The organism is Arenibaculum pallidiluteum, from assembly GCF_017355985.1.
Lineage (GTDB): Bacteria > Pseudomonadota > Alphaproteobacteria > Azospirillales > Azospirillaceae > Arenibaculum > Arenibaculum pallidiluteum.
Window position 1 is genome coordinate 96,047 of the sequence record NZ_JAFIQU010000008.1, and the last position, 26,024, is coordinate 122,070.

At 70.0% G+C, this 26,024-nt stretch carries 26 protein-coding genes; 16 read left to right on the top strand and 10 right to left on the bottom strand.

The window, feature by feature from the left end:
• Positions 1–11: 11 nt before the first annotated feature.
• The 5 genes from JUB13_RS17420 to argE all read right to left on the bottom strand — a co-directional run bounded on the left by JUB13_RS17420 (position 12) and on the right by argE (position 6,638).
• Entirely contained in the window at positions 12–1,790 is a 1,779-nt protein-coding gene (locus tag JUB13_RS17420; protein ID WP_207481231.1) for a dipeptide ABC transporter ATP-binding protein, read from the bottom strand.
• Between the two features lie 10 nt (positions 1,791–1,800).
• Positions 1,801–2,736, bottom strand: a complete 936-nt coding sequence (locus tag JUB13_RS17425) for an ABC transporter permease (protein ID WP_207481233.1) — start codon at positions 2,734–2,736, stop codon at positions 1,801–1,803.
• A 3-nt stretch (positions 2,737–2,739) separates the two neighbouring features.
• A complete protein-coding gene (locus JUB13_RS17430; protein WP_207481235.1) occupies positions 2,740–3,717 on the bottom strand; it encodes an ABC transporter permease in 978 nt (325 codons plus the stop codon).
• 78 nt (positions 3,718–3,795) lie between these two features.
• Complete coding sequence (locus JUB13_RS17435; protein ID WP_207481237.1) at positions 3,796–5,400, bottom strand: ABC transporter substrate-binding protein; 1,605 nt, start codon at positions 5,398–5,400, stop codon at positions 3,796–3,798.
• Between the two features lie 83 nt (positions 5,401–5,483).
• Positions 5,484–6,638 carry an acetylornithine deacetylase gene (argE, locus tag JUB13_RS17440; protein WP_207481239.1) on the bottom strand — a complete coding sequence of 385 codons (1,155 nt, stop codon included), beginning with the start codon at positions 6,636–6,638 and terminating at the stop codon, positions 5,484–5,486.
• A 163-nt stretch (positions 6,639–6,801) separates the two neighbouring features.
• Between argE and JUB13_RS17445 the strand changes: the two genes are divergently transcribed.
• The 11 genes from JUB13_RS17445 (at position 6,802) to JUB13_RS17495 (ending at position 17,136) form a co-directional block, all read left to right on the top strand.
• Positions 6,802–7,737 carry a LysR substrate-binding domain-containing protein gene (locus JUB13_RS17445; RefSeq protein WP_207481241.1) on the top strand — a complete coding sequence of 312 codons (936 nt, stop codon included), beginning with the start codon at positions 6,802–6,804 and terminating at the stop codon, positions 7,735–7,737.
• 115 nt (positions 7,738–7,852) lie between these two features.
• Positions 7,853–8,980 (top strand): lytic transglycosylase domain-containing protein, encoded by a 1,128-nt coding sequence (locus tag JUB13_RS17450; RefSeq protein ID WP_236025023.1) that lies wholly within the window; start codon positions 7,853–7,855, stop codon positions 8,978–8,980.
• Positions 8,981–9,177: 197 nt separating this feature from the next.
• Positions 9,178–9,495 carry a hypothetical protein gene (locus JUB13_RS17455; protein WP_207481243.1) on the top strand — a complete coding sequence of 106 codons (318 nt, stop codon included), beginning with the start codon at positions 9,178–9,180 and terminating at the stop codon, positions 9,493–9,495.
• Positions 9,496–9,855: 360 nt separating this feature from the next.
• The gene (locus tag JUB13_RS17460) at positions 9,856–10,146 is read left to right on the top strand and encodes a hypothetical protein (protein WP_207481245.1); all 291 of its coding nucleotides are present in this window, start codon (positions 9,856–9,858) and stop codon (positions 10,144–10,146) included.
• Positions 10,147–10,336: 190 nt separating this feature from the next.
• On the top strand, positions 10,337–10,627 hold the full coding sequence (locus JUB13_RS17465) for a hypothetical protein (protein ID WP_207481247.1): 291 nt from the start codon (positions 10,337–10,339) through the stop codon (positions 10,625–10,627).
• 186 nt (positions 10,628–10,813) lie between these two features.
• Entirely contained in the window at positions 10,814–12,538 is a 1,725-nt protein-coding gene (gene ilvD / locus JUB13_RS17470; protein WP_207481249.1) for a dihydroxy-acid dehydratase, read from the top strand.
• Entirely contained in the window at positions 12,535–13,446 is a 912-nt protein-coding gene (locus JUB13_RS17475; RefSeq protein WP_207481251.1) for an NAD(P)-dependent oxidoreductase, read from the top strand. Before ilvD ends, JUB13_RS17475 begins: the two co-directional genes overlap by 4 nt.
• Positions 13,443–14,507 carry a TRAP transporter substrate-binding protein gene (locus JUB13_RS17480; RefSeq protein ID WP_207481253.1) on the top strand — a complete coding sequence of 355 codons (1,065 nt, stop codon included), beginning with the start codon at positions 13,443–13,445 and terminating at the stop codon, positions 14,505–14,507. The genes JUB13_RS17475 and JUB13_RS17480 overlap by 4 nt, the downstream gene beginning before the upstream one ends.
• Positions 14,507–15,022 carry a TRAP transporter small permease gene (locus tag JUB13_RS17485; protein ID WP_207481255.1) on the top strand — a complete coding sequence of 172 codons (516 nt, stop codon included), beginning with the start codon at positions 14,507–14,509 and terminating at the stop codon, positions 15,020–15,022. Before JUB13_RS17480 ends, JUB13_RS17485 begins: the two co-directional genes overlap by 1 nt.
• 7 nt (positions 15,023–15,029) lie before the next feature.
• Positions 15,030–16,334, top strand: coding sequence for a TRAP transporter large permease (locus JUB13_RS17490; RefSeq protein WP_207481257.1), 1,305 nt, complete (start codon positions 15,030–15,032; stop codon positions 16,332–16,334).
• Between the two features lie 10 nt (positions 16,335–16,344).
• Positions 16,345–17,136 carry a hydroxypyruvate isomerase family protein gene (locus JUB13_RS17495; protein WP_207481259.1) on the top strand — a complete coding sequence of 264 codons (792 nt, stop codon included), beginning with the start codon at positions 16,345–16,347 and terminating at the stop codon, positions 17,134–17,136.
• Between the two features lie 22 nt (positions 17,137–17,158).
• Here the strand turns inward: JUB13_RS17495 and JUB13_RS17500 are convergent, their stop codons facing one another.
• Positions 17,159–17,719, bottom strand: a complete 561-nt coding sequence (locus JUB13_RS17500; RefSeq protein ID WP_207481261.1) for a hypothetical protein — start codon at positions 17,717–17,719, stop codon at positions 17,159–17,161.
• 351 nt (positions 17,720–18,070) lie between these two features.
• Between JUB13_RS17500 and JUB13_RS17505 the strand changes: the two genes are divergently transcribed.
• Positions 18,071–18,244 (top strand): hypothetical protein, encoded by a 174-nt coding sequence (locus JUB13_RS17505; protein ID WP_207481263.1) that lies wholly within the window; start codon positions 18,071–18,073, stop codon positions 18,242–18,244.
• 45 nt (positions 18,245–18,289) lie between these two features.
• Here JUB13_RS17505 and JUB13_RS17510 read toward each other — a convergent pair whose 3' ends face one another.
• On the bottom strand, positions 18,290–18,592 hold the full coding sequence (locus JUB13_RS17510; protein WP_207481264.1) for a hypothetical protein: 303 nt from the start codon (positions 18,590–18,592) through the stop codon (positions 18,290–18,292).
• A 196-nt stretch (positions 18,593–18,788) separates the two neighbouring features.
• On the opposite strand from JUB13_RS17510, the gene JUB13_RS17515 reads away from it, so the two are divergent.
• Together JUB13_RS17515 and JUB13_RS17520 are read left to right on the top strand one after the other, a co-directional pair.
• On the top strand, positions 18,789–19,034 hold the full coding sequence (locus tag JUB13_RS17515) for a hypothetical protein (RefSeq protein ID WP_207481265.1): 246 nt from the start codon (positions 18,789–18,791) through the stop codon (positions 19,032–19,034).
• A gap of 121 nt (positions 19,035–19,155) precedes the next feature.
• Positions 19,156–21,453, top strand: a complete 2,298-nt coding sequence (locus JUB13_RS17520) for a bifunctional salicylyl-CoA 5-hydroxylase/oxidoreductase (protein WP_207481266.1) — start codon at positions 19,156–19,158, stop codon at positions 21,451–21,453.
• A gap of 27 nt (positions 21,454–21,480) precedes the next feature.
• Here JUB13_RS17520 and JUB13_RS17525 read toward each other — a convergent pair whose 3' ends face one another.
• Entirely contained in the window at positions 21,481–22,023 is a 543-nt protein-coding gene (locus JUB13_RS17525; protein WP_207481267.1) for a hypothetical protein, read from the bottom strand.
• 100 nt (positions 22,024–22,123) lie between these two features.
• Positions 22,124–23,164 carry an AI-2E family transporter gene (locus JUB13_RS17530; protein WP_207481268.1) on the bottom strand — a complete coding sequence of 347 codons (1,041 nt, stop codon included), beginning with the start codon at positions 23,162–23,164 and terminating at the stop codon, positions 22,124–22,126.
• Between the two features lie 129 nt (positions 23,165–23,293).
• Here JUB13_RS17530 and JUB13_RS17535 point away from each other — a divergent pair, with 129 nt between their 5' ends.
• Positions 23,294–23,482: a hypothetical protein gene (locus JUB13_RS17535; RefSeq protein WP_207481269.1), complete on the top strand. Its 189-nt coding sequence runs from the start codon at positions 23,294–23,296 to the stop codon at positions 23,480–23,482.
• A 231-nt stretch (positions 23,483–23,713) separates the two neighbouring features.
• Positions 23,714–25,165: an oxidoreductase gene (locus JUB13_RS31415; protein ID WP_236025025.1), complete on the top strand. Its 1,452-nt coding sequence runs from the start codon at positions 23,714–23,716 to the stop codon at positions 25,163–25,165.
• 80 nt (positions 25,166–25,245) lie between these two features.
• Here JUB13_RS31415 and JUB13_RS17545 read toward each other — a convergent pair whose 3' ends face one another.
• The gene (locus tag JUB13_RS17545; RefSeq protein WP_207481439.1) at positions 25,246–25,755 is read right to left on the bottom strand and encodes a TspO/MBR family protein; all 510 of its coding nucleotides are present in this window, start codon (positions 25,753–25,755) and stop codon (positions 25,246–25,248) included.
• Between the last annotated feature and the right edge of the window lie 269 nt (positions 25,756–26,024).

Consider the following 26,024-nt stretch of genomic DNA (forward strand, 5'->3'; position numbering starts at 1 on the left):
CGCGGTCGCGCTCACCCGAGATCGCGTGCCGAAGGTGACGCGGCGTCCCCGGAATCCTCGACCTGGAGCCCCTCCCGCGACAGCCCGTCGAAACGCGGCATCAGCGACAGCAGTTCGCGCGTGTAGGGGTGCTGCGGCCGCTCGAAGAGATCCTCGGTCGCAGCGATCTCCAGCAGCCTGCCGTGCCGCATCACGCCGACCCGGTCGCACATCTGCCGGATCACCGGCAGGTCGTGGCTGATGAACAGCATGGTCAGGCGCAGCTCGTCCTGGAGGTCCTTCAGGAGGTTCAGGATCTGCGCCTGGATCGACACGTCCAGCGCCGAGGTCGGCTCGTCGCACACGAGGAACCGGGGACGGGTGGCAAGCGCGCGGGCGATGCAGATGCGCTGGCGCTGCCCGCCCGAGAACTCGTGCGGGAACTTCTCTGCGGCCCGGGCGCCCAGCCCCACATGCTCCAGAAGGTCGCGGACCACCGTCTCGACCTCCCGCCGGCTGCCCGCGAGGCGGTGGAAGCGGATGGGCTCCGCGACGATGTCCATGACCCGCAGGCGCGGATTCAGCGACGAGAAGGGATCCTGGAAGATCATCTGGATCTGCCGCCGGAACGGATTCAGGTCGCGGTCCCGCGTCAGGGCGGAAACCTCCGTCCCGGCGAAGCGGATGCGGCCGGTGCTCGGCCGGTAGAGACCCGTGATCAGGCGGGCGATGGTCGACTTCCCGCTGCCGCTCTCGCCGACGAGGCCGAAGGTCTCGCCCTCGCCGATGGAGAAGGCCACGTCCTGGACGGCATCGAGGTAGCGGCGGTTGCGCGGCAGCCAGGCGTTGTTCATGGGGAACCGGATGCCCAGCCCCTCGATCTCCAGCAGCGGACCTCCGTCCCGGCCTGGAGCCTGCCCGAAGTCGCGCGAGCGGCCCAGCCAGTGCTCGCGCAGGGATAGCGTCGCCCGCGGCTTGCCGGCCAAGCCCTCGATATAGTCGACATAGGGGAAGCGATGCAGCCGCACATCCGGGCGCGGCACGGCGCCGATCAGCGCACGGGTGTAGGCGTGGTCGGGGTCGCCCAGGATCTTGGCGGTCGGCCCCTCCTCGACGACGCGGCCGCGATACATCACGGCCACACGGTCGGTGACTTCGGCGATCACGCCCATGTCGTGGGTGATGATGATCATGCCCACGCTGCGCTCGCGGCACAGGCGGCGCAGCAGGTCGAGGATCTGCGCCTGGATCGAGACGTCCAGCGCGGTGGTCGGCTCGTCCGCGATCACCACCTCGGGCTCGGCGCACAGTGCCAGCGCGATCACCACGCGCTGGCGCATGCCGCCCGAGAACTGGTGGGGGTACTGCTTCACCCGCAGCTCGGGCTCGGGAATGCCGACCTGCCGCAGCAGGTCCACCGCCCGGGACCTAGCCGCGGCCAGGTCGAGGCCGAGATGGATCTGGATCGTCTCGACGAGTTGGCTCTCGATGGTCTGCAGCGGGTCGAGTGAGGTCAGCGGATCCTGGAAGATCATGCCGATCCGCCGGCCGCGGATCCGCCGCTTCTCGGCATCCGGCAGGTCGTCGATGCGCCGGCCGTCCAGGCGCACCTGTCCGCCGCCGATTTGCCCGGGCGGCTCCAGCAGCCCGATCACGGCGTTGCCGATCGTCGACTTGCCGGCCCCGGACTCGCCGACGACCCCGAGGATCTGCCCGGGCTCGACCGTCAGGGTGACGCCCGCCACCGCAACGAAGAGGCCGCGGCGGGTCGGGAACTGGACCTCGAGGTCCCTGATCTCCAGGAGCGACATGGGTCCTGCCTCAGCGAAGCCTTGGATTGAGCGCGTCGCGGAGCCAGTCCCCCAGCAGATTCACCGAGAGCACCAGCAGCACGAGGACGACCCCCGGAAAGATCGAGATCCACCATTGGCCCGAGAACAGGTACTCGTTGCCGAACCGGATCAGTGTCCCCAGCGAGGGAGAGGTCGGCGGCACGCCGACGCCGAGGAAGCTCAGCGTCGCCTCCGTGATGATGGCGATGGCGAGGTGGATCGTCGCGATGACGAGCACCGGTCCCATCACGTTGGGCAGGATGTGGCGCCGCAGGATGGTGGCGGGCCCGATCCCGATGATCTGGGCGGCCTGCACGTATTCCTTCCGGCTCTCGACCATGGTGGCCCCGCGCACCGTGCGCGCGTACTGCACCCAGCCCGAGAAGCCGATCGCGAAGACCAGCACGTAGAGCGCGAGGCTCTCGTGCAGGTCGCGCGGGAGCAGCCCGCGCGCTGCCCCGTCGATCAGCAGCGCGATCAGGATCGCCGGGAAGGAGAGCTGCACGTCGGCGACGCGCATGATCACCGCATCCAGCCGCCCGCCCACATAGCCGCTGACGAGCCCCAGCGACACGCCGATCAGGATGGACAGCAGAACCGAGGCGAAGCCCACCAGCAGCGAGATGCGGGCGCCATAGAGGATCGCCGACAGCACGTCGCGCCCCTGGTCGTCGGTGCCCAGCGGATAGGCCGGATCGCCGCCCTCGGCCCAGACCGGGGGCAGGTTCGCCGCCATGATGTCGAGCGAGGCGAGGTCGAACGGGTTGTGCGGCGCGACCACAGGGGCCAGTAGCGCCCCCAGCACCAGCAGCAGGGCGACAAGGGCCGAGGCGATCGTGACCGGCGAGCCCTTGAAGCTGTGCCAGAGGTCGCTGTCCGCCAGGGATGCCAGCCTGCCGCGAGTCTCGGCCTGGATCTCCGCCATGGCTCAGGCCCTTCCTCTGCGCACGCGCAGCCGCGGGTCGACCGCGAAGTACAGCAGGTCGACGATCAGGTTGATGAGGACGAAGAACAGCGCGATAAGGCACAGGTAGGCCGCCATGACCGGGATATCGACGGTGCCGATGGCCTGGATGAACAGCAGGCCCATGCCGGGCCACTGGAAGACGCTCTCGGTGATGATCGAGAAAGCGATGATCGAGCCGAGCTGGAGGCCGGTGATCGTGATCACCGGCACCAGCGTGTTCCTGAGGGCGTGACGGAAGTTCACGAGCCGGCTGGGCAGGCCACGCGCGCGGCAGAACTTGATGAAGTCGGCACGCAGCACCTCCAGCATCTCGGCGCGCACGAGCCGCATGATCAGCGTCATCTGGAACAGCGCCAGCGTGATCGCGGGCATGATCAGCGCCGCGAGCCCGGACCGCGTCAGCAGCCCCGTGCTCCACCAGCCGAGGTCGACGACTTCGCCGCGCCCGAAGGTCGGCAGCCAGCGCAGGATCACGCCGAAGACCAGGATCAGCAGGATGCCGATCAGGAAGGTCGGCAGCGACACGCCCACCAGGGACATCGTCATGAACGACTTGGCGAGCGCGCCGTCTCGGCGCAGGGCCGTGTAGACGCCCATGGGAATGCCGAGGGCCAGAGCCAGCACCATGGAGACGATCGAGAGCTCGAGCGTCGCCGGGAGGCGCTCGGCCAGCAGCTCGCTCACGGGCCGCCGGTGCCGGTAGGAGATCCCGAACTCGCCCTGCGCCGCATTCGCCACGAACCGGCCGTACTGGACCACGAAGGGATCGTTCAGCCCGAGCCGCTCCTTCAGCTCCTCGCGCTGCTGGAGCGTCGTGTCCTGGCCGACCATGGCGTTGATGGGGTCGCCGACGTAGCGGAACAGCGAGAAGGCGATCAGCGCCACCGCCAGGATGACGAGCACGGACTGCAACACGCGTTGCAGGACGAAGGAGATCATGGCGAATGGGCCTCCGGCCCGCGGGTCCCGCCTCCCTCGCGTCGAGGGCTGGAAGGATCCACGGGCCGCCTCGGGAAATTACGGCAGCACGACCGAGCGGAGGTCGAGGACGTCGTCGGCGCGCTGGACCACCTTCACGCCGTCGCGGACGCCCCAGGACATTGGCTGGGCGTGCAGCGGCAGATAGCCGTAGTCCGCCTTCACGATCTCCCAGGCCTCCTTGATCATCGCGTTGCGCTTGCCCTGGTCGGTCTCGCTGCCGACCTTCTCGGTCAGCGCGTCAACCTTGGGGTTGCAATAGCCGCCGAGGTTGAACAGGCCGGCCTGCGTGTCCTTGTTGCGGCACGACGCGAGGTTCAGCATCGAGTTGTGGGCATCAATGGACGCGGCGGTCCAGCCCAGCAGGTACATGCTGGTGTCGTAGCCGGCCTGCGCCAGCACCTTGCCGAAGTACTTGCCCTTGGTCTGGGCCAGCAGGTTCACCTTGATGCCGACGCGCGCCAGCATGCCCGCCACCGCCTGGCAGACCTTCTCGTCGTTGACGTAGCGGTCGTTCGGGCAGTCGAGCGAGACCTCGAAGCCGTTGGGATAGCCGGCCTCGGCCAGCAGCTTCTTCGCCTTGTCGGGGTCGGGCTTGTAGGGCTCGCCGAAGGACTTGTCATAGCCGTTGAGCTCGGGCGGGATCAGCGAGCCCAGCGGCACGGCGGCGCCGCGCATGATCTGCTTGTTGATGGCGTCCAGGTTCACGGCGCGCACCACGGCCTCGCGGACCCGGATGTCCTTGAAGGGGTTCTTGCCCTTGACGTTGGAATACAGAAGCTCGTCGCGCGCCTGGTCCATGCCGATGAAGATCGCGCGGGCCTCGGCGCCGGTCAGCGGGCTGACGCCCGGCGCCTGGTCCAGGCGGTCCCAGTCCTGCACCGGCACCGGCTGGATCACGTCCATCTCGCCCGACAGCAGCGCCGCGACACGCGTCGCCGGCTGGGTGATGGGCGTGAACACGACCTCGTCCACGTTGGTCCTGATGCCCTTGTCCCAGTAGCTGGGGTTCCGCTTCAGGACGGTCCGCACGTCGGGCTGGCGCTCGGCCACCATGAAGGGACCGGTGCCGTTGGCGTTCAGGTTGGCGTAGTTGCCCTGGTTCGCGTTCTTGACGTTGGTCGCCTCGGTCGTGTTGTTCTGCTTCGACCAGTCCTCGTCCATGATGTAGAGGAAGACCCATTCCCGCGGCAGGATCGGGTTCGGCGACTTGGTGAGGACCTCGATCGTGAAGTCGTCGACCTTGCGGATCTCCGAGGCCTTGGCCCCGTAACCCTTCATGTCTGAGCCCTCGGTCAGCGAGCGCTTCCACGAGAAGATCACGTCGTCCGCGGTGAAGTCGCTGCCGTTGTGGAACTTCACGCCCCGGCGCAGGTGGAAGACCCACTTGTTGGGCTCGGGATTCTCCCACTTCTCGGCCAGCAGCGGCGTCAGCTGCAGCTTCTCGTCGTAGCCGACCAGGGGTTCGTAGATGTTGCTCTGGACGCCCAGCGTGAAGGTCTCGTTCAGACCGTGGGGATCCATGGTCGTGGCGTCGCCCTGGTAGGACCAGCGCAGGGTCTTGGCCTCGGCGGCGCCGGCGCAGAGCGCCCCCAGCAGGGCGATGGCGGCGGCGGATCGTCGAAGGGTCGCGGTGATGGTCATGGCTGCTGCCTCCTGTTCCCTGTCTGGCGAATTGTCGTGGCCGGGCTATGCGGCTCTTGCCGGCCGCCTGCCGGACGGCCGCCTCACGCGGCCAGCCTGGAGATCATCCCACGCAGGAACCGCTCGCAGGCGGCGACCTGGGAGATCTCGATGAACTCGTTGGGCTGGTGGGCCTGGTCGATGGAGCCGGGCCCGCACATCACGGTCGAGAATCCGGCCTCCTGGAACTGCCCTGCCTCGGCGCCGTAGGGCACGACCGTCATCGCGTTGCGTCCGGTCAGCGCCCGGCAGATCTGCGCCGCCTCGCCCTCGGGCTCGGCGATCAGCCCGGGCGCGCCGGCCAGAAGCTCCGTCCGGATGTCGCATTCAGGCGCCACCGCGCGCATGGCCGGGAGCAGCCTCTCGCGGCAGAACGCCTCGACGCGCGCGATGTAGCGGTGGGCGTCGTCGCCGGGCACCGTGCGGATGTCCCAGAGGAACTCGCATTCCCGCGAGATGATGTTCAGCGCAGTCCCGCCCTGGATCTTGCCGACATGGAGCGTCGTGTAGGGAGGCTCGAACGGCGAGGCCGGATCCGCGGCCGCCCGGTTCTCGGCGCAGATGTCGTCGATGAAGGTAACGAGCCGCGCCGCCGTCATGACGGCGCTCGCCCCGCGCTGGAGCTGGCTCGAATGAGCCTCGTGGCCGATCACACGGGTGTGCAGCGCATAGCAGCCCTTGTGGGCCACCACGACCTCCATGCTGGTCGGCTCGCCGACGATCACGGCGCCCGGACGCGGCAGCTCCTCGACGATCCGGTGGATCATGAAGGGCGCGCCGATGCAGCCGACCTCCTCGTCATAGGAGAGGGCGAGATGGACCGGGCGCCGAAGGCCGGCCTTCAGCATCTCGGGCACCAGCGCCAGCGCCACGGCCGGGAAGCTCTTCATGTCGGCGGTCCCGCGGCCGTAGAGGCGGCCGTCCCGCTCGACCAGCGAGAACGGATCGGTATCCCAGGCCTGCCCGTCCACGGGAACCACGTCCGTGTGCGCCGACAGGATGACACCGCCCTCGACGCGCGGCCCGATGGTGGCGAAGAGGTTCGCCTTCTCGCCGTCCGGGCTGGGAACCAGGCGGCTCTCGATGCCGTGGCTGGCGAGATAGTCCCGCACCCAGTGGATCAGCGGCAGGTTGGACCGCCGCGAGACCGTGTCGAAGCCGACCAGCCGGGCGATCATCTCCCTCGAAATACCGTCCAAACCCGCGTCCTTTCCCTGCCCACACCGCCCGCCGGCGGCCCGCCCGGAGCGAAAATTGCCGGTGAAACTATGAGGAGGGCGAAATCAGAGTGTCAAATAGCTTTTCCCGCACGATTCATACGCAAATACTATGGATGTAACATGGATCCAGGATGAGGGCAGCATGCGGTTCCGTCAGGTCGAGGCCTTCCGTGCGGCTATGATGACGGGCTCCGTCACGGGCGCGGCGAACCTGCTGTCGATCGCACAGCCCTCGGCCAGCCGACTGATCGCGGATCTCGAGAACGCCGTGGGCTTCCCGCTGTTCCGCAGGCAGGGAGGACGGCTCGCTCCGACGGACGAGGGGCTGCGCTTCTACAAGGCCGTGGACCGCGCGTTCCTGGGCCTCGAGACGCTGGAGCGCGCCGCCGAGCAGATCCGCGAGGCGCGGACGGGCCAGCTCACGGTCTGCGCCCTGCCCGTCCTCTCCTCGGCGGTGATGCCGGGCGCCATCAAGCGCTTCCTGGCCCGGAACCCGCGAGTCGGCATCAGCCTGGAGGTGCTGCACCCGCCCGAGATCCAGGAGATGCTGCAGAACAGGCAGGCCGATCTCGCCATGTCCGTGCGCTTCGCCGTGGTGGCGGGGGTGCGCCAGGAGCCCCTGATCACCGTGCGATTCCTCTGCGCCCTGCCGGCAGGGCATCCCCTGGCCGAGAAGCCGGCGGTCTCGATCCACGACTTCCACGACCAGGACTATGTCGGGCTCATGCCCTCGGTCCCGCTGGACTGGAGCCGCGTCGACCGCCTGTTCGAGGCGGCCGGCGTGCGCCCCCGGCGCATCGTTTCCACCCCGCACTCGCACACCGCCTATGCGCTGGTCGCCGCAGGGCTGGGCATCGCGCTGCTCGAGCCCTTTGCGGCGCAGACATGGACCGCCAACGGCGTCGTGCTCCGCCCCCTGGAGGTGGACCTGCGCTTCACCTACGCGCTGTGCCTGCCGGAGGCCGGCAGCGATTCGCCGCTCGTCCAGGATTTCGCCCGCTGCCTGCGCGCGCAGCTACGCGAGAGCCCGCCGGCTCTGAACGGCCCCGATGCCCTCATCGAGCCGGAAGCCGGATGATGCCCGCCCCATGTCGTCTTAATCATTTGTATTAATCCAATCGAAAGGAGCTTTCCGGAGGTTAGAGGGTGCGAGCCTGCCCCGGGCCGCCCTGAGCCACAGCTGCACGGCCGACATGCTTCCGACCGAACTCCCCGCCCGCGCACTCCCCTTCGCCGGACAGATCCGCAGCTTCAGCCTTCTCGCCCTGACCGGAGCCGTGCTGAGCGCCTGCGCCGGGACCAGCATGCCGGCCCCGCCGCCGGTCGCGACGACGACCGCCGTAGCGCCTGCCCCAGCTGCGGCAGACGAGCCCACGGATCCCAAGGACCCCTGGGGCCGGCACATCCGCGAGGCGGCCGAGCGCTTCGACGTTCCCGAACTCTGGATCCGGGCGGTGATGAAGCGCGAGAGCGGCGGGCGAGCCTTCGTCGACGGCCGTCCGGTCACCAGCCCTGCCGGCGCGATTGGCCTGATGCAGGTGATGCCGGACACGTATGAGGAGCTGCGCTGGCGCTACGACCTCGGTCCCGACATGACCGATCCACGCGACAACGTGCTGGCCGGCACCGCCTATATCCGAGAGCTCTACGAAGTCTTCGGCTCGCCGGGTTTCCTGGCGGCCTACAACTGCGGCCCCGGCTGCTACTACAAGCATCTGACCAGGAATCGGAAGCTGCCTGCGGAGACGCGGGCCTATCATGCGGCGCTGGCCCCGGTCGTCGGCAAGGCGGCGCCGCGCCGGCCCGACGAGATCCTGTCGACGAACACGCTCGTCGCCATTCTGCCCGACCTGCCCTCCACCAGCCCGCTGCAGGTCTCGGCCACGGCGCTGGCCCAGGTCAGCGAGGCCCGCGAGGCGCGCATGATCGCCCGGGCCGAGGACAAGGCGGCAGCCGTCGAGACCGTCGTCGTCGCCGTGACGCCACCGCCCGGCCGGCCGAAGCCGGGCATGTCCGCGCCGTCCGCCACCGCCGTGGCGATGGCCGAGCCGGCATCGCCCGCCCCCTCGGCGCGCCCCCTGTCTGCACCCGTCCTGTCCGCATCCGCCCGGCCCCGCGACGGTATGGACAGGGCGGCCCCCCGCGTGCAGGTCGCTGAGCTGGCCCCGCCTGCCGCACCCATTGCGCCAAAGGCCGTCGAGACCGATGCGGAGCCGCCGCGGCGCGTCGTCGTCCGCTTCGTCCCGCAGGGCGGCTGGAAAGCCTGCGGCAGCCTGGGCCGCACGTCCGGCGCCTGCGTCCCGGCCGAGGATCTGGACTGATGGCCGCACTGGCCATTTGAACGCCGGGCCGACGGCCGCAATGCCAAACAATCATGTAGAGGCGGCACGGATTGATATCCGCGCCGCCTCTACATGATGGCTCATCCCCGTCACCGGTCACGGCGTGGCAGTTCACCTCCGGTTAAGCATCACACCCTATACCGCGCCGCACATTCCTTCGCGATTTGAGGGGGAGCTTGACCTCCGCAGCATTTGCCAACGACACCAACGGGACGCGTGACGGCCTTCTGGCCCAGTGGCGAGGCGACTGGGCAACGAATCGCGGCGCCTTCTGCTTGGAGCTCGTCGGGACCGTGTCCTCGAACCTGGCATCGTTTCTGATCAGCCTGCTGGCAAGCGATCCTCCGATGCTGCCCATCTTCGTCCTGTGGCTCACCGGCGCCTCGACGATCCTGGCGTCCAGCGACATCCGGCAGAACGCGTTCATGATGCTTCTCAAGGGTCTCAAAGACGCGCTGAACGCCCCGGGGCTCGTGAATGCGCCGACCGCGTAGAAAACCCGGCAGAGAATTGCGCCGGCGCACCACCACGCGCCCCTTTCGGTCCGGAAACGGGCATTGAAAGAAACAGGCGGATTGGAGCGAGTCGCCCCCCCCAAGAATATTCGCCCCACCAACCAACAATCACTGCAGAGCAGGGTATGGTGATGGTTGGCTCCAGAATTGATCAGCGACCCAAAGAAATGCTTGCCTTCGTCTTTATGACAAGTGGGCCTGCAGCATTTTGTCCCATGGTGCGCCGCACAAAGCTGCGCTATTTATAGCGGGCGCTTCCGGAATGGAGACGTCCCGCTGGGACCCGAGCTCAGAGCCGCTAATGCGCGAGCCATCCATCCGAACCGATACAGGTGCATCTTGAAGACCTTCATCACCTCCATGACCGCGGCCATCGCGCTGACGACCGTGTCCGGCGCCGCCCTTGCGGCCGATCTCACCCCGCTCCACCCGGCGCTGCTCGCCGCGCCCGTCTATGCCGCGCATGCCGATGGCGCCCGCCTCGTGGCGCCCGCCGAGCGCATGCCGACGGTGGTCACCGCGCTGCATCCCGCGCTGCAGGGCGCGCCGGCCTATGTCGCGCATGCCGATGCGATGCGGCTGCGGGCCGCCGTGCTGACGCCGGTCCAGCTCGTCCAGAAGCCGGAATAAGGTTGCGCGAGCGCACGGCCCGGCACCGGGCCGTGCGACGCCACCCGGCGCGGCCGCGATCCCGCCGGCTTCAGTCGTAGCCGGATCGCCACGGGACGAAATCGTCCCGCAATCTGCGATGCGACGAATGGCAGTGCTGCGCTCGTTTCCCGATGCGCGAGCGCCCCAGTCGAACCATCGCAGGTGCACCATGAAGATCATCCTCTTTAGCCTCGCCGCGCTCGCGCCGGCGATCCTGCCGGACATCGCCCGGGCGACCGACCTCACGCCGCTGCATCCGGCGTTGCAGCGACCGCCGGTCTACGCCGCCCATGCCGATGGCTCGCGCCTTCTCGCGAAAAGCCCCTGCCGCCGCGCCGCCGCCACTGCGCTGCACCCCGCGCTCCAGGGCGCGCCGGTCTACGCCGCCCATGCCGACGCGGCCCGGCTGCGCGCGGTGTCCGCCCGCGCGGTCCAGCTCGTTGAACGTCCCCAGGACTGAATCCCCACGCACCGAGTCCCCCCGGGACCGACGGCGCGTGCCGGCCGGTCCGGACATCAGCGGGCCGCCTGGCGCAACGCTTTCGCACAGCGCCGCCGGCTGCATAACGGGTGATGGGCAAACCGCTTGCAGCAGCCCTGCGAGCCGATAGAGTACCGGTGTCCTGTCGCGCACCGAGGCCCCAGAATGTCGAAACCCCGTCTGCGCTCCGATGTCACGCGCGAGGGTCTCGACCGCACGCCGCACCGCGCCTTCATGCGCGCCACAGGGCTCGACGACGCCGCGATCGCGCGGCCGATGGTCGGCGTCGTCAGCATGAAGGGCGACATCACCCCCTGCAACATGACCCACGGCCCGCAGGCAGAGGCCGCGAAGCAAGGAATCGCCGAGGCCGGCGGCACGGCGCGCGAGTTCACGACGATCTCGATCTCGGACGGGATCGGCATGAACCATGAGGGCATGAAGTTCTCCCTGGTCAGCCGCGAGCTGATCGCCGATTCGATCGAGGCCGTCGTCCACGGCCATGCCTATGACGGGCTCGTGGCCTTCGGCGGCTGCGACAAGACGCTGCCGGGCGCCATGATGGGGCTGGTCCGCTGCAACGTCCCCGGCGTGTTCCTCTATGGCGGAAGCGCGCTTCCGGGCCTGTTCCGGGGGCGCGACGTCACAGTCCTGGACGCCTACGAGGCGGTCGGCGCCGTGCAGACCGGCGCCATGGACGAGGCCAGCCTCGCCGAGCTGGAGCGCGTGTGCAAGCCGACGGTCGGCGCCTGCGCCGGCCAGTTCACCGCGAACACCATGGCCATGGTGTCCGAGGCGCTCGGCCTGACGGTCCCCAACGCGTCCATGGTGCCCGGCGTCTACGCAGCCCGCACCGCGATCGCCAGGCGCGCCGGCGCGCTCGTGATGGAGATCATCCGCCGCGGCGGGCCGCTGCCCCGCGACCTGGTGACACCCCGATCCCTCGAGAATGCCTGCGCCATCGTGGCCGCCACCGGCGGATCCTCCAACGCGGCGCTGCACATCCCCGCCATCGCCCACGAGGCCGGGATCCGGTTCACCATCGACGACGTGGCCGAGGTCTTCGCACGGACGCCCCTGATCGGCGACCTGCGTCCCGGCGGCAGATATGTCGCCAAGGACGTCCACGAGGTCGGCGGCGCATCGGTGATCATCCGCGCGCTGATCGAGGCGGGCGTGCTCGACGGCACCTGCCCGACCGTCACCGGCCGCAGCCTCGCCGAGGAGCATGCGGGCGCGCCCGAGCCGGACGGACGCGTGATCCGTTCCGTGGCCGAGGCAATCCGCCCGGACGGCGGCCTTGCGGTGCTGAAGGGCAACCTTGCGCCCGACGGTGCGCTTCTGAAGGTCGCGGGGCTGAAGACGCTCGTTCACGAGGGGCCGGCGCGGGTCTTCGACAGCGAGGAGGACTGCGCCGACGCCGTGCGCCGGCGCGCCTACGCCGAGGGCGACGTCCTGGTGATCCGCCACGAGGGTCCGCGCGGCGGACCCGGCATGCGGGAGATGCTCGGCGTCACCGCCCTGATCTACGGCCAGCAGATGGGAGAAAAGGTCGCCCTTCTGACCGATGGCCGGTTCTCGGGCGCGACGCGCGGGATCTGCGTCGGCCACATCGCGCCGGAGGCGGCGGCCGGGGGGCCGCTCGCCCTGGTGCGCGACGGCGACCGGATCCGGGTCGACGGGGCGGCGCGCCGGCTCGACCTGCTCGTGGACGCGGCCGAGCTGGCCCGTCGCCGTGCCGGGTGGGTGGCGCCGCCGCCGCGGCACCGCGCGGGGCTGCTCTCGAAATACATGCAGACCGTCAGCCAGGCCGATATCGGCGCCGTCACCCATGCGGGCGGCGCCGTCTGGCCGGCCGACCGTCCTGATCACGGCGGGGAGCGGGAATGAGCGACATCGGCGGCGAGCGCCTGGGCTTCGTCGGGCTCGGGCTTATGGGCCTTCCGATGACGCGCCGCCTGCTTGCGGCCGGCCGGACGGTGACGGTGTGGAACCGATCGCCCGCCAAGGCCGAGGCGGCACGCAACGCCGGCGCGCGCGTCGCGGACGGACCGGCCGGCGTGGCGGCCGAGGCCGACATCGTCTTCCTCTGCGTCACCGATACGGCCGCCGTCGAGGAGGTCGTCTTCGGCCCGGCCGGGCTTGCCACCCTGCCCGGCCATGGAAAGCTGGTGGTCGACTTCTCCTCGATCCGTCCGGACGCCACGCGGGCCATTGCGGCGCGGCTGGAGGCCGCGAACGGCATGCGCTGGATCGACGCCCCGGTCTCGGGCGGTGTCGACGGCGCCGAGAAGGGAACGCTGGCCGTGATGGCCGGGGGCGATCCCGCCGACTTCGCACGGGTCGAGCCGCATGTGCTGCTGATGGCCCAGCGCTTCACCCTGATGGGTCCGGTGGGCACCGGGCAGACAACCAAGCTGTGCAACCAGGTGATCGTCGGCTGCGGCATGGCGGTGCTCGCCGAAGCGACGCGTCTTGCCGCCAATTCGGGGATCGACCCGACCAGGCTGCCCCAGGCGCTGGCCGGCGGCTTCGCGGATTCAAAGCCTCTGCAGCTCTTCGTGCCGCGCATGGCCGCGGGCATCCACGACCCGCCGCTGGGCCACACCCACACCATGCTCAAGGACCTCGACACCGCGCTCGACCTTGCTGTCGGGACAGGGACGCCGGTGCCGATGGCCGGGCTCGCGGCGCAGCTCTTCCGCATGCTCGCGGCGAGCCGGGGCCAAGAAAGCGACGCGCTGGAAATCTACAAGCTCGGCGCGCGGGACCAGGGAAAGGATCAGGGGGAAAGATGATGGCGAAGATCTCGGGCGTGGTGGCAATGGCCCTCACGGCGTTGGCCCTGCTGACGGGCGCGTCCACCGCGGATGCCCAGAGCCGCACCATCCGGGTCGGCAACTGGCTGCCGATGCACCACCTGAACGTCAGCGGCATCATCGAGCCGTGGGCGCGCGCCATCGAGAGGGAGACCAACGGCGAGCTCAAGTTCGAGATCATGTCGAGCGCGCTCGCCGGCCCGCCCCAGTATTTCGACCTCGTGCTCGACGGGGCGGTCGACGTCGGCTTTGGTGTGTCCGGGCACAATCCCGGCCGCTTCCCCATGACGCAGGTGATGGAGCTGCCCTTCATGTCGCCGGACCCGGCGGCGGGCAGCGCCGCTGCCTGGCTGACCTACGAGCGCTACGGCGCGCGCTACGGCGAGCACAAGGGCGCCAAGGTGGTCGGGCTGTGGGTGCACAGCGAGCCCTACATCTTCATGCGCTCGGAGAAGGTGTCCTCGCTGGCCGATCTCGCCGGGAAGAAGATCCGGATCGGCGGGAACGTGACCGGGCGCATCGTGTCCATGCTCGGCGCCACGCCGGTGCAGCTTCCGCCGACCGAGGCCCAGCAGGCGATGACGCGCGGCATCGCCGACGGCATCACCTTCCCCGCGGAATCGTTGGTGTTCTTCAACATCCACCCCGTGATCAAGAGCGCCATCCGCTTTCCCGGCGGCCTCTACACCGACACCTTCTGGCTGGCCTTCAACCAGGGCGTCTGGGACCAGCTGACGCCGTCCCAGAAGGCGGCCGTGGAGAAGCATTCGGGCCTCGCCATCGCGATCCGCGCCGGCCTCGCCTGGAGCGCCGGTGACCGCTGGGCCTTCAACGCGCTCCAGGGGCTCCAGACCTACACCCTCTCGGCCGAGGAGACCGCCAAGGCCAAGGAGACGCTGAAGGTCATGGAGCAGGAATGGCTCGCGGAGGCGCAGAAGCGCAGCCTGCCCGGCCCGGAGATCCTCGATTACGCCCGCGTCATGGCGCAGTCCTACCGCAACGAGCGCCGGGTCAACATCCCCGGCCTCAAGGAGCCGTGATGGCGTCAGGCCGCGTGCACGGGCACGGTCTCGCGGCGAGGCTGGACCGCGCGATGTGGGCGCTCGCCTTCGTCGCGGGACTGATCGCGACCGTGATGATGGCGGTGACCGTCCTGGACGTCGCGGGCCGGTTCCTTGCGAACCGCCCGCTCACGGGCGCCTTCGAGGCCATCGAGCTGATGATGGCCGCCATCGTCTTCCTGGCCCTGCCGGCGGTCACATGGCGGCGCGAGCACGTGGTCGTCACCGTGCTGTACGAGCGGATGCCGCCCTTCCTGCAGTCCCTCAGCACGGCGGCCGGCGAGATCGCCTCGGCCCTGACCTGCGGAATCCTGTCGTGGCGGGCCTGGCTCTACGGCGAGCGCCTGTTCGGCTCCGGCGAGCGGACGCTGGAGCTCGGCGTGCCGCGCGGAGCGATCCCCGCCGGAGCGTCGATCATTCTCGGGTTGCTCGTGGCCCTGTTCCTGATCCGCGCCATGCGCGCGCTGTTCCTGGGCGAACGGGCGCCCAGCTGAGGACATGATGGAACCCTGGAGCATCGCCGCGCTGGGATTCGCGGCCCTGTTGGTCCTGATCGCCATCGGCTGGCCGATCGGGATCTCGATGATCATCACCGGCGGGGTCGGCACCATCGTGGCCCTGGGCTGGCGGGCTGCATTCTCCACTGTCGGGCAGACCGTCAGCATGACCCCGGTGAGCTACGAGCTTTCCGTCGTGCCCATGTTCATCCTGATGGGTGAGCTGATCGTCCGCTCCGGCGAGGCCGGACGCCTCTACGGGAGCTGCTACCGCTTCCTCGGCCACCTCCGCGGCGGGCTCGCCATGGCGACGATCGCCGCCTGCGCGGGCTTCGCCGCGCTTTCGGGCTCCTCCATCGCCACCGCGGCGGCCATGGGCCGGGTCGCAATGCCGGAGATGCGGCGCTATCGCTATGCCGACGATCTCGCCTCCGGGGCGATCGCCGCGGGAGGCACGCTGGGCATCCTGATCCCGCCCTCGGTGCTGATGGTGCTCTACGGCATCCAGACGGGCACCGACATCGGCCAGCTCTTCATCGCGGGGATCGTGCCGGGCGTGCTCGGCGCCGTCCTCTACATCGTGACCATCGCCATCGTCTGCGCCCTCCGGCCGGAGGCGGGACCCAGGGGGGAACGGTCCTCCTGGGCGGAGCGGCGGAGCGCGCTGCGCGAGATCTACAAGACGCTGATCCTGTTCCTTGTGGTGATCGGGGGCATCTACGGCGGCATCTTCACGGCGACCGAGGCGGCCGGCATCGGGGCCTTCGGGGCGCTCGTGATCGCCCTCGTCAACCGCAGCCTCTCGGTCCGCACCCTGGTGGAGGCCGTGACCGAGACGGCCAAGGTCACGGCCAACCTGTTCTTCGTGCTGATCGGCGCCATCGTCTTCTCGAACTTCCTGAACGTGACGGGGCTGACGAACGTCCTGAGCGGCCTGGTGACGGGCTGGGGCCTCCCGGGGATCGGCGTGATCGCCCTGATCACCGTGATCTACGTCGTGCTCGGCACCTTCATGGAGGAGCTGTCGATGGTGCTCCTGACCGTGCCGGTCTTCTTCCCCATCGTCACCTCCTTCGGCTACGACCCTGTCTGGTTCGGCATCTACGTGGTGTTCATCACCCAGCTCGGGATGATCTCGCCACCGGTCGGCATCAATCTCTTCGTGATCAAGGGGCTGTTCCGCGACATCCCCGGCCGGACGATCTTCCGGGGCGTCATGCCCTTCATCGCCATGGACATGGTGCGGCTCGCCATCCTGATCGCCTTCCCCGCGACCGCGCTGTTCCTGCCGCGTCTGGCCGCGCCCTGAGGGCACCCGCATGCGGATCGCAGCGAACCTGTCCATGCTGTTCACGGAGCGCCCGCTCGCCGGTCGCTTCGCCGCGGCCGCGGCGGCCGGCTTCGATGCGGTCGAGATCCAGTTCCCGTATGACCAGCCCGTCGACGCCCTGCGCGCCGCCGCCGAGGATGCGGGCCTGCCGCTGGTCCTGATCAACCTTCCCGCCGGCGATCTCGCGGCCGGCGAGGTCGGGCTGGCGTCGCTTCCATCCCGCGAGGCCGAGTTCCGCGCGGCGGTCGATCTGTGCCTGAGCTACGCGCGCCCGCTGGGCGTGCGCAAGGTGAACGTCCTGGCCGGACGGCCGCCGGATATGGGCGACGCACGGGTCATGCGGACACTTGCCGCCAACCTGCGGGCCGCGGGCGATCGCTTCGGCGAAGCCGGCATCGCGGTGCAGGTCGAGGCCGTGAACCCCATCGACGTGCCGGGCTTCCTCCTGACGGGCCTCGATCACGCGCTCCAGGCCATCGCGGCGGCGGACCATCCGAACCTGCACCTGCAGTTCGACCTCTATCACATGGCCCTGACGGAGCCTTCGCTCGAGACAGCGGTCCGGCGCGCGGGGCCTCGGATCGGCCACGTGCAGTTCGCAGACGCGCCCGGTCGCCACGAGCCGGGAACCGGCGGACTGGACTTCGCTGCGGCGCTGCGCGCCTTGGGAGCGGCCCGGTACGACGACGTGGTCTCGGCGGAGTACCGGCCGGTCGGGCGGACGGAGGACGGCCTCGGCTGGCTTCCGGAATTCCGGCGACTGCTCGCCGAGATCGGCTAAGGCCAGCCCGCGAGCGGCGCGCTCAGTGTCCCGCGAGGCGCCCGACCCGGCCGCCCTGCTGCGCGCCCTCCTCCTCCTGCCGCGCCGCCTCCGCCTCGGCCTCGTCCCTGGCCTCTTCCCGGGCGCCGCCGATCTCCGCCTCGGCCGATGCGCTGAGACGCTGGTAGATGCCGAGCCCGACCACCAGCAGGACCCCGCAGAACAGCAGCAGGGTGGGGTACAGCATCATCGCCATGTCCTGCTTCGCCGCCTCGAAGATGGCGACCAGCGCCTCGAGGAATACGGCGATCGTGATCGTCGAGATGAACTTGGTCAGGCTGCGGCGGGCCTCGCCCGCATGCCGGAGCTCGCGGCCCCGGATGGCCTCCTCCTCCAGCAGGTACTTGGCCACGTCGAAGATGGCGATCGCGATGATCGTGTAGCCGACGGCCTCCAGCAGCGCAGAGCCAAGCGCGCCTCCGCCCGCGCCGAAGACGGTCAGGACGTCGCCGGCGCCGGACACGATCAGGGCGGCGGCGAGCAGCATCAGAATCAGGCTGACCAGAGCGAAGACAGACCGCGTCACCAGGTCGACGAACCGCATCGCACACCGTTCCGGAGCCATCCGCGCCGGGCCGGAAGCACGGCGCTCAGGCTGGAAACGGCGGCCGGCCCGTTCTGGTTGCCAGAACCGGAGGCGGCACCACCCTTGCCGGTGTCCTTGGGGCGCGTCGAAATCCTTGATCGACGCGACCTCGGCGGGTGCGCGGGCGCCAAGCGCTTTGTCACGCGCTTGCCCCGCTCGGCACGCGGCCGGAATGGCAATTTGGCGCCCCCATTCCTTCGGAGCCGCCAACGTGTCCCGGAAGCCGACCGCATCCGCTGCCGTCTCCTCCCGCCTGCCAGCCTGCATCCGCGCACATGCCCGCGCCGAACGGAGCATGGGGCGCTGAACATGGATATCCCGACCGCGCTGATGGCCTCCGCGGCGGTCTTCGCTGCGTCCCTCGCCGCGCTGGCGGCGCTCGCTGTGGCCTACATCCTCCACCTGGTGCGGCGGCGGCGCGCGAAGCGCATCGACGAGGACTACAAGGCACTGGTCCGGCGCGCCGGCGGCGCGCGCTACTGAGCCGGCCGGGAGGGCAGAGCCCTTCCCGGCCGTGCCGCGTGACGCTCAGCGGCTCCAGAAGCTGCGGGGGCCGATGGCCCCGGCGGAGACCAGCCGGTCGTACATGGCGACGTCATGCACCACCGCCCGGTAGCGCGCACCCTCGCCCGCCGGCGGGACCGGGGAGAGCGTGCCGTCCTCGGCGGCGTAGCTGACGACCTCGGGAAAGGCGAGGAGGCCGCCTGGAAGCTCCGTCGGCTCCGGCAGGGGCCGCGCGTCGCGGGACACGCCGCGCGCCACGGCGGCGGCGAAGCGGCGGGCATGGAGCTCGTGGTTGGACGGGGGAGGTGCGGGCCTGCGCGATGCCATGGTTGTCCTCGAATGTCGGAGGACCGGATGCTGCCCAGGGCCGAGTCCCGCGTCCACGCCGAAGTGGTAGCCGCAAGCACGTCGCCGCAGGGTGTTGCCGGGGAGACTCACCGCGCCCCGCGACAAGGCCGGTCCGTTCGGCTATAGGCCGCCGGCACGGTCCATATGGCTTGGGCATGAGGAGACGAGCACGAAGATGAACGGGGCGATGGACGAGCACGAGGCCGCCGCGGCCTGGGCCGAGCTGCTGGTGCCGCAGCTCCGCATGGTGGTCGCCGAGGGCGAGGTCCGGGGCCTGCCGCTGCCGATCCTGGTGAGCGCGATCTACGAGGTCGGCGCCCAGCTCGCGCGCGAGATCGGCTACACCCCGGACCAGGTCGTGGAGCTGCTCGAGACGCAGATCGACGCCGTCATGGCGGAGGACGAGGACGAGCCGGACTGACAGGCTGGGCCCCAATGCCGCTGCCGATCGCTGGTCGCCCGTCGTGGGCGCAGCTTTCCTCCTTGTCGCAGGATATTTCAGGCTTAAACTATCCCCGGTCGGCAGGGTGGGAGGATCGGGCATGCGGATCGTCTGCATCGGCGGCGGGCCGGCTGGGCTGTACTTCTCGATCCTGATGAAGAAGGCGGACCCGGCCCACCATATCCGGGTCTACGAGCGCAACCGCCCCTACGACACATTTGGCTGGGGCGTGGTCTTCTCGGACCAGACGCTGCAGAACCTCGCCTCGGCGGATCCGCCGACCAAGCAGGAGATCATCGCGAGCCTCGCCCAGTGGGACGCGATCGACATCCACTTCAAGAAGTCGCGGATCCGATCGCACGGGCACGGGTTTTGCGGGATCGGCCGCCGCCAGCTCCTGACGATCCTGCAGCGCCGGGCCCAGGAGCTCGGCGTCGAACTGGTCTTCGAGACCGAGGTCGCGGACCCGGACCAGTTCCCGGATGCGGACCTGATCGTCGCCGCCGATGGCGTGAACAGCCGGACGCGCGGCCGCCATGCCGACCATTTCCTCCCCGAGATCGACGTCAGGCCCAACCGCTACATCTGGCTGGGCACGCGCCGGCTCTTCGACGCCTTCACCTTCGCCTTCGTGGAGGTGCCGGACGCCGGCTGGTTCCAGGCCCATGCTTACCGCTTCGACGGGGAGACCTCGACCTTCATCGTCGAGACGACCCGCGAAGCCTGGCAGCGCGCCGGCCTGGACAGGACCGGTACGGCCGAGAGCATCGCCTTCTGCGAGCGGCACTTCGCCGAGCTGCTCGACGGCCAGGGCCTGATGGCCAACAGCCGGCACCTGCGCGGCTCCGAATGGATCAGCTTCCCGCGCATCTCCAACCGCACCTGGGTCAAGGACAACATCGTGCTGATGGGCGACGCGGCCCACACGGCGCACTTCTCCATCGGCTCGGGGACAAAGCTGGCGCTCGAGGACGCGATCGCCCTCGCCCGCATCCTCGGCGAGCGGCCGGGGGACGTGCCGGCGGCGCTCCGCGCGTACGAGGCGGAGCGCCGGGTCGAGGTGCTGAAGCTGCAGTCCGCCGCGCGCAACTCCATGGAATGGTTCGAGAACGTCTCGCGCTACGCCGCGCTCGAGCCCGAGCAGTTCGCCTATTCGCTGCTGACGCGCAGCCAGCGGGTGAGCCACGAGAACCTCCGCCTGCGCGACCCCGGCTATGTCGACCAGGTGGAATGCTGGCTCGCCGCGCGCGCCGGAGCATCCGCGCCCGAGCCGGTTCCCCCCATGTTCACGCCGTTCCGGCTGCGCGGCATGGATCTCGCGAACCGCGTCGTCGTCTCGCCCATGGCGATGTACAGCGCGGTCGACGGCACGCCCGGAGATTTTCATCTCGTCCATCTCGGAGCACGCGCCCAGGGCGGCGCCGGCCTCGTGGTGACCGAGATGACCTGCGTCTCCCCCGAGGGTCGGATCAGCCCGGGCTGCACCGGCATGTACGCGCCGGAGCACGTCGCGGCGTGGCAGCGGATCACGGGCTTCGTGCACGATCACACCGGCGCGCGGATTTGTCTGCAGCTCGGCCATAGCGGGCCCAAGGGGTCGACCCGGCGCGGCTGGGACGGCTACGACCTGCCGCTGGAGACCGGCAACTGGCCGGTGATGGGCCCCTCGCCCGTCGCCTGGAGCCCGGCGAACCAGATCCCGCGCGAGATGACCCGCGACGACATGGACGCGGTGGTCTCGCAGTTCCGAAGCGCGACGCTGATGGCGGTGGAAGCCGGCTTCGACATGATCGAGCTGCACGCCGCCCACGGCTATCTGCTCTCGGCCTTCATCACCCCGCTGACGAACCGGCGCACCGACGAATTCGGCGGCAGCCTGGAGAACCGCCTGCGCTTCCCTCTTGAGGTCTTCGCCGCCATGCGTGCCGCCTGGCCCGTGGAGCGGCCGATGTCGGTGCGGATCTCGGCGACGGACTGGTGCGAGGACGGCATCGGCCCCGAGGACGCGGTTGCGGTTGCGCGCGCCTTCGCGGCGGCCGGCGCGGACCTGATCGACGTCTCGGCGGGCCAGACCTCGACCCGCGCCCGCCCGGTCTACGGGCGCATGTTCCAGACGCCGTTTTCGGACCGCATCCGGAACGAGGCCGGGATCGCGACCATGGCAGTCGGCAACATCATCGAGCCCGACCATGTGAACGCGATCATCGCCTCGGGCCGGGCCGATCTCTGCGCGCTGGCCCGTCCTCACCTCGCCGACCCGTACTGGACGCTGCATGCGGCGGCGCAGCTCGGCCAGGACGCGCAGCCCTGGCCCGTGCAGTACCGCGCCGGACGGGACCAGCTTCTCAGGACCCGGTCGCGGAGGGCGGCGGGCGGCGGCCAGGAGGCCCCCTCCTGACCGCGGCGCCGGCCAGGGCTGCGACGTTCAGGCCGCCCCGCCCTGCTGTGCGAGATAAAGGGTCCGCGCCGAGATCGTCTTCTGGAGCTGCTGGAACATGGGATCCCGCTCCATGGCCGCCCGATCGATCCGCGCCACAGGCTTCGCGATGGCGTTGTAGGCTGACTGCGTCAGGGCGGTAGGGAATTTCTCGATCTCGCCCCCGAGCTGCCGGGCAATAAATTCCGCCCGGGCCTGGGCAAGGATCGGCCCGGTCACGCCGTTCACGTCACCTGGCAGGCTCTTGAGCTTGGTGGCAAGGGCATTCGACGTCGCTAGAATTCCGTTGTTATCGAGTTCGGCCACGACCTTCCCACTCACAACCACGCGAGCATACTTCTTATATGCCGGACTATCCGACAGATCTGGGGGCTGCGAATACTTGTGCTCGAGGAGCGCTGTCTGGCTGGCAATCAGCCGGGTGTAGAGATTGTCGGGCAGTTCCGAGGAAGGGACGGCACGTATCTGACTTGTGTCCAGCCGCCGCAGTCCCAAGACTGACGGGCCCTGGCCCGAGGAAATGATGGTCACGGCGGTATCCCCCCTGATTGCCGACTGACTGGCCGCCAGGGATGCATGTGCCGTGCCGTCGGTCGGGCGCGAAAGAGATGCCCGGCCGAGGCGGCGGTCCTCAGCGCCGCTCGCCGGGCACCTCGGTCGCCTCGCCGAGGGTCTCGCGCACGTAGAGCTTCTTCACGAGCACGAAGCAGACGACGGTCAGCGGGGCCGCCACGATCACGCCCATGATGCCGAACAGCGCGCCGAAGGCCGCGACCGAAAGCACCAGCAGGGCGGGCGGCAGCGACACCATGCGCTTCTCGAGAATGGGGGTGATCACATTGGATTCCAGCTGCTGGACCGCCAGGAACAGGCCGAGCGTCCAGGCGAAGGGGCCGAGGCCCTGGGTCAGGGCCAGCAGCAGGGCAGGCACCGCGCCCACGATCGGCCCGATCACCGGCACGAACTCGGCCAGCGCAGCGAAGAGGCCGAGCGCCAGCGGGCCCGGGAGCCCCACCGCCCAGGCGCCAACGCCGATCAGCAGGCCGACGATCGCCATGGCGACGAGCTGCGCGATGAGCCACAGGCGCAGGGCGCGCCCGCAATCCGCCAGCGCCCCCTCGACGCGCGCCTGCTGCGCCTTGGGGAAGAGCTTAACGGCGCCACGCACGTACTCGCTGGGGTCGCCGGCCAGGAAGGCACCGGTGATCGCGATCAGGACGATGCCCGACAGCCCGCCCAGCAGGGTCGTCCCGTAGGAGAGCATCCAGCTCGCCAGGTCGCCCGAGACCAGCTCCCGCACCGAGGAGGCATCGGGAAGATCGCCGATGAGCGGGAAGCCCAGGCGCTCCTCGATGGTCCGGGCGGCGTCAGGCAGGCGGTCGACAAGTTCGTGCACCTGCTCGCGCAGCTCGGCGCCGACGAGCAGTGCCATCCCCGCGAGGGCCAGCAGGATCAGCGTGCCGCTGAGCAGCAGCGCCCAGCGCCGCGGCAGCCGCGCATAGCGCTGGAACGGCTCGGATGCCGCGACCAGCAGGGTCGCGATCACCACCGCCGCGATCGCCAGGAGAATGACGTCCCGGACCAGCCAGAGCACGAAGGCGCCGGCACCCACGCCGGCCACGATCAGGACCTTGCGCAGGAACGCTACCTCGCTCCGCGGCGCGGATTGCACACCCCCTCCGCCGTCCATGCACCGGCTCCCTGCCTCGAATCCCCGATGGGGAACGTGCGGCGCCCCGCCCGGGTTGCGATTCCCGGGAAAAGGTTTAAAGTCGGTGCATTGGACGAGGGGGTACCAGCGATGTCCGCCATCACCGACGTGATGCGTTCGCCCGCCGATTTCGCGGCGATCTCGCCGGCCGCCCAGGCGCGCGCCGGCCTGCCGGACCCGTCGTCCGAGCCGAAGACCGATCCCGCCGCCGAGGACCGGGCGCGCAAGGCCGAGGCGGAACGCACAGGTCGCGGCCAGCTTCTCGACATCCGGGTCTGAGCGGCACGCCGCCACGCTGCCCTGCTCCCGCGGCGCTCGAGGCGCCGCTTCCCCATCCGTCGGCCCCGCCCCGCCCGTTCCGACACCACTCGCGATCCCCTGCCGCCACCTGGCCCATGCCTCGCGCCGGGACGGGTCTACCGCTTCGCCGCTGGACGGGCGCCCCATCCGCGTGGTTAGCTTCGTGATGATGTTTTAAGCTTGAAGTATCGTGCCGGAGGCCGCCCAGGGATGTGGAGACCGCCCGAGCGGATCGAGCACCCGCCCCGCCCGGGCCGCTGGCCCGACGCGCAGGAGGCCGCCGCGTCCCTCCTGTTCCAGCCCGTGGCGCTGGGGCCGCTGGCCCTTGCACAGCGGACCTGGGTTCCCGCCATGGTGCCCTGGCGCGCGAGCCCCGAAGGGTTCGTCACACCCAGGGTCCTGGCCTGGTACGAGCGCCTGGCGCGCGGGCGCCCCGGCGCCATTGTGGTCGAGGCCACGGGGATCCGCGACGTGCCATCGGGGCCGCTGCTGCGCATCGGGCACGACCGCTTCGTTCCCGGGCTGGCCGAGCTGGCCGCGACGGTGCGCCGCGCGTCGGAAGGGCAGACGCGGCTGCTGATCCAGGTCATCGACTTCCTGGCGATCCGGCGGCGCCCCACGCCCGAGAAGTTCTTCCTGTCGCATCTGGCGGTCACGGACCGGCACCGGCAAGCGCTCGGCGCGCGGGACTGGCCCGAGGAGGCGGTGCGACGCCGCCTGCTGGAAATGCCGGCCGCTGAAGCCGAGGCCGTCCTGGACGAACGGGAACGCGAGACCCTGCGCATGGGCTATCGCGAGCGGGTGACCGACATGCATCTGCCGCATGTGCGCGACCTGCCGCGGGTGCTGCCCGGGCTCTTCGCCGAGGCGGCGCGGCGCGCGCGCGAGGCGGGATTCGACGGCGTCGAGCTTCACTACGCCCATGCCTACACCATGGCCTCGTTCCTGTCGGCGCGGAACGACCGGCCCGACGGCTATGGCGGGCCGCCGGGGAACCGCGTCCGCCTGCCGCTGGAAGTCCATGCCCGGGTCCGTGAGCGGGTCGGGCGGGACTTCGCGGTCGGCTGCCGCTTCCTGGCCGAGGAGTGCATCCCCGGCGGCGGCACCGTGGAGGATGCCGCCTGGTTCGCCGCCCGCTTCGCCGAGGCTGGAATGGATTTCCTGTCGACCTCGCGGGGCGGGCGCTTCGAGGATGCGGCCCAGCCCAAGCCCGGCGCCGCGGCCTATCCCTATACCGGCCCCTCGGGATACGAGTGCATGCCGCAGTTCATCTCCGACGCCCGCGGGCCCTACGGCCGAAACCTGGATCCGACGGCGCGGATCCGCGCCGGGCTCCGCGGGGCGGGCCATACCACCCCGGTGATCGTCGCCGGCGGCATCCACGGGTTCGAGCAGGCCGAATCCATCCTGCGGCGCGGCGAGGCCGACCTGGTGGCGCTGGCCCGCCAGGCGCTGGCCGACCCGGACTGGTTCCTGAAGGTGCGGCTGGGCCGCGGCGATACGGTCAGGGTCTGCGCCTACACGAACTACTGCGAGGGCCTAGACCAGATGCACAAGGCGGTGACCTGCCGGCTGTGGGACCGCCAGGCGCTGGACGAACCCGGCGCGATGCTCACCGAGGACGGCCGGCGGCGGCTGGTCGCCCCGGCCTGGACCCCCTAGGCCCCGTCCCGCGGCTCCGGCGCCATGCCGGACGCGGGACGGGCCGATGTCCAGGCGAAGCGCGGCTCGCAGGCTGCCATTCAGTTCAGCAGCCAGACGCCCGCGTTCAGAGCGACGGCGTAGCTGAGCCACAGGAGGTAGGGCACGAGCAGCCAGGCGGCCGGCCGGCTGACAGCACGGAAGGACAGCAGCGTCCATGCGACGGCGGCCCACAGCAGCAGGATCTCGACCAGCGCCAGCCCGGGCCTGTGCAGGCCGAAGAACAGCACCGACCACAGGGCGTTGAGGGCGAGCTGGATGCCCCATGCGGCGAGCGGGCCGCGCACCGGCACCCGGCCGCCTTGCCGCCAGACGAGCCATGCGGATACGGCCATCAGCACGTAAAGGGCCGTCCAGGCCGGCGGGAACAGCCAGTTGGGCGGCGTGAAGCCGGGCTTCACGAGCCCCGCATACCAGGTCGGAATCGATGGCAGCGTCGCCGCCGAGCCGATGGCGCCGGCCACGGCCACGGCCACAAGGAAGGCGACGAAGGCCGCGACCTGGGCGGCAGGGCCGGACGTGGGGCGGGGCGCAAGATCCATGGTCTGCATCTCAGACAAGCTGGTGCTCCGATGGCGCGGGTCAAGACCGGGCCCTGGCGGGCGGGCGCCCCGCGCGCCGGATTCGGCATCGCCGCTGCTCCGCCCCTCGATCACGGCGAGCGCGCCGGGCGCCATCGCATCATGGCCGCGCGAGGTCGGGTTGGGCTCGGGGCAACCGGGAGGCTGAAAATGGTGATAGCCGTAACACGGTCCCGGGGCCCGCTTGCGGGGACAGCAAAGATGCTTTTAGCTCTTTCCCACGCCTCCTGCGGGCGGCC

What these genes read in the sequence shown, in the direction of transcription:
- JUB13_RS17420 (WP_207481231.1), bottom strand. Translation starts at nt 1,790, where the DNA reads ATGTCGCTCCTGGAGATCAGGGACCTCGAGGTCCAGTTCCCGACCCGC.
- JUB13_RS17425 (WP_207481233.1), bottom strand. Translation starts at nt 2,736, where the DNA reads ATGGCGGAGATCCAGGCCGAGACTCGCGGCAGGCTGGCATCCCTGGCG.
- JUB13_RS17430 (WP_207481235.1), bottom strand. Translation starts at nt 3,717, where the DNA reads ATGATCTCCTTCGTCCTGCAACGCGTGTTGCAGTCCGTGCTCGTCATC.
- JUB13_RS17435 (WP_207481237.1), bottom strand. Translation starts at nt 5,400, where the DNA reads ATGACCATCACCGCGACCCTTCGACGATCCGCCGCCGCCATCGCCCTG.
- JUB13_RS17445 (WP_207481241.1), top strand. Translation starts at nt 6,802, where the DNA reads ATGCGGTTCCGTCAGGTCGAGGCCTTCCGTGCGGCTATGATGACGGGC.
- JUB13_RS17450 (WP_236025023.1), top strand. Translation starts at nt 7,853, where the DNA reads ATGCTTCCGACCGAACTCCCCGCCCGCGCACTCCCCTTCGCCGGACAG.
- JUB13_RS17465 (WP_207481247.1), top strand. Translation starts at nt 10,337, where the DNA reads ATGAAGATCATCCTCTTTAGCCTCGCCGCGCTCGCGCCGGCGATCCTG.
- ilvD (WP_207481249.1), top strand. Translation starts at nt 10,814, where the DNA reads ATGTCGAAACCCCGTCTGCGCTCCGATGTCACGCGCGAGGGTCTCGAC.
- JUB13_RS17475 (WP_207481251.1), top strand. Translation starts at nt 12,535, where the DNA reads ATGAGCGACATCGGCGGCGAGCGCCTGGGCTTCGTCGGGCTCGGGCTT.
- JUB13_RS17480 (WP_207481253.1), top strand. Translation starts at nt 13,443, where the DNA reads ATGATGGCGAAGATCTCGGGCGTGGTGGCAATGGCCCTCACGGCGTTG.
- JUB13_RS17485 (WP_207481255.1), top strand. Translation starts at nt 14,507, where the DNA reads ATGGCGTCAGGCCGCGTGCACGGGCACGGTCTCGCGGCGAGGCTGGAC.
- JUB13_RS17490 (WP_207481257.1), top strand. Translation starts at nt 15,030, where the DNA reads ATGGAACCCTGGAGCATCGCCGCGCTGGGATTCGCGGCCCTGTTGGTC.
- JUB13_RS17495 (WP_207481259.1), top strand. Translation starts at nt 16,345, where the DNA reads ATGCGGATCGCAGCGAACCTGTCCATGCTGTTCACGGAGCGCCCGCTC.
- JUB13_RS17500 (WP_207481261.1), bottom strand. Translation starts at nt 17,719, where the DNA reads ATGCGGTTCGTCGACCTGGTGACGCGGTCTGTCTTCGCTCTGGTCAGC.
- JUB13_RS17505 (WP_207481263.1), top strand. Translation starts at nt 18,071, where the DNA reads ATGGATATCCCGACCGCGCTGATGGCCTCCGCGGCGGTCTTCGCTGCG.
- JUB13_RS17510 (WP_207481264.1), bottom strand. Translation starts at nt 18,592, where the DNA reads ATGGCATCGCGCAGGCCCGCACCTCCCCCGTCCAACCACGAGCTCCAT.
- JUB13_RS17515 (WP_207481265.1), top strand. Translation starts at nt 18,789, where the DNA reads ATGAACGGGGCGATGGACGAGCACGAGGCCGCCGCGGCCTGGGCCGAG.
- JUB13_RS17520 (WP_207481266.1), top strand. Translation starts at nt 19,156, where the DNA reads ATGCGGATCGTCTGCATCGGCGGCGGGCCGGCTGGGCTGTACTTCTCG.
- JUB13_RS17535 (WP_207481269.1), top strand. Translation starts at nt 23,294, where the DNA reads ATGTCCGCCATCACCGACGTGATGCGTTCGCCCGCCGATTTCGCGGCG.
- JUB13_RS31415 (WP_236025025.1), top strand. Translation starts at nt 23,714, where the DNA reads ATGTGGAGACCGCCCGAGCGGATCGAGCACCCGCCCCGCCCGGGCCGC.
- JUB13_RS17545 (WP_207481439.1), bottom strand. Translation starts at nt 25,755, where the DNA reads ATGCAGACCATGGATCTTGCGCCCCGCCCCACGTCCGGCCCTGCCGCC.